This window comes from Prosthecobacter sp. (assembly GCF_029946185.1).
Lineage (GTDB): Bacteria > Verrucomicrobiota > Verrucomicrobiia > Verrucomicrobiales > Verrucomicrobiaceae > Prosthecobacter.
Genome location: NZ_JAQSEA010000103.1, coordinates 1 through 4,736, shown reverse-complemented (window position 1 = coordinate 4,736; position 4,736 = coordinate 1). Strand labels below are relative to the sequence as shown.

Genomic DNA, 4,736 nt, shown 5'->3' with positions numbered 1-4,736 from the left:
GAATCTCCCCCACCGAAATCGCCACCAGAACTGCTGTAGTCCGTGTCAGTGCCACTGTAGCCGCCGTCACTTTGGGACGTGTCCGTCGAATCTGCCCTAGGAGATGAAGCGGAGCTGTTTGAGCCGAAGAAGCTGTCATACATCCACATGCCCGCCGCTGCGCCAAACATGCTGCCCATCATGTTTTGCATGAAACCGCCTCCGCCAACGCCATTCCCGGGCTGGCCCATGCCCCCAGCGCTGCCACCACCACCGCCCGACATAGAACGGAACAATCCGCGAATGACTCTGAAGCCCACCCAGATCAGCAGCACGATGCCGATGATCGGCAGCCACGAAGTGCCCCCCTTCTGCGCAGCCTGCGTCTTGGAGCCAACCGTGGTCGCCCCGCTCGTACGGTGCGAGTTCATGGTCTTGGAAATGAAATTCACGCCATCAATCAGTGCGTCATCACTCTTCTTCTGCCGCAGGTTGGCAAGCATGCGCTGCACCAGTGCTTCACGATCCAGCAGTGTGAATGCCTGACGCTGGGTGTCTGTACCGACGACCACCTGCAAATGCGCAGGCTGTTTCACCAGCAGGATAAAAACACCGTTCACTTTCTTTGACTGAGCCAGCTGTTCCGCCCATTGGGAAAAACCCCGGTTGGAGGCCGCCTTGCTTGACTGCAGCACCGTGGACTTCATGTCGTCAGGCACTGCCGCGAAGGTTTGAATCGCGATGTCTTTGTGCAGCCGGGTGGCGACGTCTTTGATGGTGCCAGCAGCGTTCACCTTGGCGAACTCGGAAAAGAAGGCTCCGTCATCCTGAATGCCTGCTGCAGCAGCGCGTGCACCAGCAGTGCTCAGCAGCAGCGTCACAGCAAAGGCGGGAAGGAATAGTCGGCTTGTGAGGGTTTTCATGGGGAATGAAGATTGGAGGCTCATCATGAGTCATAGATACGAACAGCGCACCTGCGAAACACGCCTGATTTTGTAGCCACCCCACCCAGCGGCGCAAATGTGACAAATGCGTAAAACCACCCACAAACTCATTACAATCCACCCCTTTACCAGCTTCTGCTCTAGGTGAAGCTTGTGCCATGGAAAAGCCAACCTGCCTGGAAGTTCTGCAACAAGGGTCCTACGCTTGGAATACCTTCCTCCTCGATGAAGGACTCCAATCCGCCTGCTTGAGCGAGGCGAATCTCGGCGGCGCAGATCTGCGCCGCGTCAATCTGGCCCAGGCAGACCTGCATCTCGCCAACCTCAACGGGGCAGATCTCAGCCTCGCGAATCTACGCGGTGCTGATCTCAGCCTGGCCGATCTCCGGGGTGCGAATCTCAATGGCGCAGACCTCAGCCTCGCAAACCTCGAAGGCGCGGACCTGCGCGGAGCCAAATGCACCGGCGTGCAGCTTCTGGGCGCAGACCTCCGCCGCGTGAACTTCCACGACACCGACCTGCGCAGGGCAAATTTTGCCAACGCAAATCTTTGCGGTGCCGACCTCAGCGGCACGCGCTTGATCCGGGCAAACCTTGTCGGCGCAGACCTGTGCGGCGCAAATCTCACCGGCGTGGAAATGCTGGAGGGCAGACCCGCCATGCTACGCACGGCCGCCTAATTCTACCTTGTTAGACTTGCTCGTCCAAGCCGTCTGGGCAAAGCCATGAAAGAACTAGGCACACTTTCGGCATGGCGGTGCCACTTCTCAGTTCCACAAAAAATGAGCTACCTTAGGCTGCCCGTCTGGCGCAGCAAAGTAGCCTTGTCCTGTGGAACAAGGAACGCTCCGCTTCATCCCAACCGCTTGATAAGGTAGAACTCGGCAGTGTTGAAAACCTCGACTTTCAAGCGGCGCCCCTGGAACTTTCAAGCGCGGGACAGCGTCGTGGAGTGCGGTGGCAGAGATGCACGCATCGTCGACACCGCTTTCGCGGGGTGAAGTGTACCCTTCGGACATAGCCTACCCTCCGGCATACGAATGCGGCCTCGCGCCCAGGCTTGCCGCACGCAGTCCAAGACGCCGTCGCGCTCCCGTACTCGCAGCACAAATGGGCCAACTCTCCCTGCATGCACAAATGGCGTCTGCTTTGCGCATTTTGGGGACTGCGAGAGCGGGTGTGCTGGGCTCGGATTTGCTAAATGAAAGGGCGCTCCGCCACCCTCACATCACTACTACACCATGCCACGCCCCTCACGTTACTCACCTGCTGAAAAGGCCGCCATCGTTGCCGCCGCACGTTCCCGGATTCGCTTGGGAGAAAGCTGCAAAGACATTGCCGTCCGACTGGGAGTGAATCAACCCTCCCTGCGCGGCTGGCTGCGGGAATCAACACTCGACATGCTCTACCCGCCGCTGCCTCCCTGCATGCCGCGCAATCGCTCGGCGTGATGGGCGCCCGCTTATTTTTTCTTCACCTGCCAGAGGTCATCAAAGAAGTCCGCCGCCACCACCTGACCGGCAGCTTCCGCAGTCGGTGGCTGCGTGATGTCCAAGATCGCCCAGTCCGGCAGCTTGGGGTTTTGCAGTGAGTTGGTCCGGTCATGCGCCTCACGGAAAGTGAGGCCGGAATTGATCACCACTTCAAAGCCCGGCGACTTCAGGCAGGGATAAGTCAGCAGCGGGACGTGAGTCTTCGCATCAAACGACTGCCCGCCCATGCCCACCTTCTCAGCATCCCATTGCACCGGCAGTGATTTGGCTAGCTGCTTGAGACACGAGTTGGATTCCGGCGTCCCCCACAGGATGAGGCTTTGCGTTTTGCCAGCTTCGTAAATATCTCCCACATCCGATGCCTTCACCACACGGACATCGCCACGCATCAGGCCCTTCCAACGCTGGAGGAAATGCGCCGACTCTGATTTCACCCACGCATCCACCGCAGGCGAGGACGACTTGCCGTCGGGCAGCACGACCAGAAAGCGCTTCATGAAACTCGCATCCATCGGTCCGGGATGCGCGCCCGCCTTGCCCCCGGCGGGGCCGTCGTGCTGAAAGGGATTCGCATTGCCAAAATCCCGCCAGACGCCGTTCTCCTTGATCAGGCGGCAGAAGGCACCGGCCACCTTCGGTCCCGAACTCATGAAGGTCTCAAACTGCGGAGCCACCGGGCCGACCTTCAGATTCAGCGTGGCACCATCAATGATCAGCTTGAGGGATCCCCCGCCCTTCCGCGCCTGTGGAGGTGGATAGAAGACGATGCGCGTCACATTCTGTGACTTCATCTCGAGGGTCTGGCCGTCAATGACCTTCGCATCCAGTCGCGCCTCCTTCCAGCTTTCCTCCATGCCATGCAGATTGAGCCATTTCATGCGGCCATAGAAGGGAGTCTTCGTCTGAATGTGAACTTCGTCAGGAAACAGGTCACGGCCTTTGCCGACTGCCTTTTCGATCCATGCCTGCACTTCTTTGATCGTTTCGGGATGATACTTGTGCGGCATGCCCGGGCCGATGAGATGCGGCGGGTGGATGTCCTGCTTGGCCAGCACCTCAATCATGTACTCCGCCGAATCACGCTGCGCATCCACCTCGCCGCTGTAGCTGATCAGCGGTACATTGAAAAAATTCCGGGCATAGTCCGGCACGTCATACACGCCCCACAGCGTCTGCTCATACGATGCTGGATACTTGTCCGGTGTGAGTTTTTGATAACGTTTCACATCCGCAAAGCCCGCGCCCGTATGCACACAGGCCCACTGGTCCGCGAAATGCGCCCCGAGATGCCAGGCACCCGCGCCGCCCATGCTGAAGCCCGCCAGCGCCACCCGGTTTGTGTCCACATTGAAGCGCTTCATCGCATCATCACGACACTCAAACACATCCGTTTCACCCGCACTTTTCCAGCCGTTGCAGTAACGCCCGAAAGGATGAATCACGATCGTGCCCGCCGGCTGAAACTGCCCCGGCTTCTTCGCCATCAGCTTCGAATACACGAACGGCAGATCCGTGGCGGTGTCGCCCCGGCCATGCAGCCAGATCCACATCGGCACCGGCTTCTTGCCTGCGCCAAACTCCAAACCTTCCGGCACCTCCACGCCATAAGGCTGCGGTGAATCGTCAATCTTCGAATAGAAGCCCAGCACCTTCGGCCCGCTGCCGTTCATCCAGGGCGTTTCATTTTTTCCAAGTGCCGCGATGCGTTTTTTTGCCTCATCAAGCAGCACCATCGCCTTCTTCACCCCGTCCTCCGGCTTCTTGTCATACCACTCGTCGAACTCCAGCGCATAGCGCACCGCCTTGATGAAAATGTCCGCATCCGCTGCTCGCGGGTGCTTCTTCACGGCTTTGAAGGACTGCGTCACAGCCGCCAGCTCTTTGGCAATCCCACCCTCCTGTTCTGCAGAAAGTGCCGCAGCGGGCTTCGGTGGCAGACTGCCTTTAAACGAAGCCGTGGCACCATTGGGACTGAGCTGCGCCTGCGCTGCCACAACCAACAGAGAAAGAAAAAGAAAGCATTTCATGGAAAAGCTTAAACGCGGCCCTGCGCCACTTTTATAGCGTTTTCCAGAACTGATTTCTGCAAAGCGCCTGAGGAAACACGCGATTGAATCTCTGCCACCTCTGCACCTTTGCCCCTCCCGAGTAACTAAATCGCAAACTGGATCTGACCCGATTCTTGAAAATCTCTGCGGCGTGCCAGCCTCTGCGGTGCAAATCTCCGGCCATTCCCGTTGCCAAAAACCAGCGTTCCCTTTTCGCCCCTCCTCAAATCAGATCCCCCTTCCGTGTATTCTGTGTATTCCGTGGTTCAAAT

3 protein-coding genes and 1 pseudogene are annotated in these 4,736 nt (G+C 58.4%); 2 read left to right on the top strand and 2 right to left on the bottom strand.

All coding sequences use genetic code 11. The features are described 5' to 3' along the window. Positions 1-902, bottom strand: a pseudogene (locus tag PSV43_RS08075) (hypothetical protein); the annotation flags it as partial. Between the two features lie 179 nt (positions 903-1,081). On the opposite strand from PSV43_RS08075, the gene PSV43_RS08070 reads away from it, so the two are divergent. Together PSV43_RS08070 and PSV43_RS08065 are read left to right on the top strand one after the other, a co-directional pair. Further along, on the top strand, positions 1,082-1,603 hold the full coding sequence (locus tag PSV43_RS08070) for a pentapeptide repeat-containing protein (RefSeq protein WP_300195366.1): 522 nt from the start codon (positions 1,082-1,084) through the stop codon (positions 1,601-1,603). Between the two features lie 561 nt (positions 1,604-2,164). After that, entirely contained in the window at positions 2,165-2,374 is a 210-nt protein-coding gene (locus tag PSV43_RS08065) for a transposase (protein ID WP_300195363.1), read from the top strand. 11 nt (positions 2,375-2,385) lie between these two features. Here the strand turns inward: PSV43_RS08065 and PSV43_RS08060 are convergent, their stop codons facing one another. Next, positions 2,386-4,443, bottom strand: coding sequence for a prolyl oligopeptidase family serine peptidase (locus tag PSV43_RS08060; protein WP_300195361.1), 2,058 nt, complete (start codon positions 4,441-4,443; stop codon positions 2,386-2,388). Positions 4,444-4,736 lie beyond the last annotated feature (293 nt).

What these genes read in the sequence shown, in the direction of transcription:
- PSV43_RS08070 (WP_300195366.1), top strand. Translation starts at nt 1,082, where the DNA reads ATGGAAAAGCCAACCTGCCTGGAAGTTCTGCAACAAGGGTCCTACGCT.
- PSV43_RS08065 (WP_300195363.1), top strand. Translation starts at nt 2,165, where the DNA reads ATGCCACGCCCCTCACGTTACTCACCTGCTGAAAAGGCCGCCATCGTT.
- PSV43_RS08060 (WP_300195361.1), bottom strand. Translation starts at nt 4,443, where the DNA reads ATGAAATGCTTTCTTTTTCTTTCTCTGTTGGTTGTGGCAGCGCAGGCG.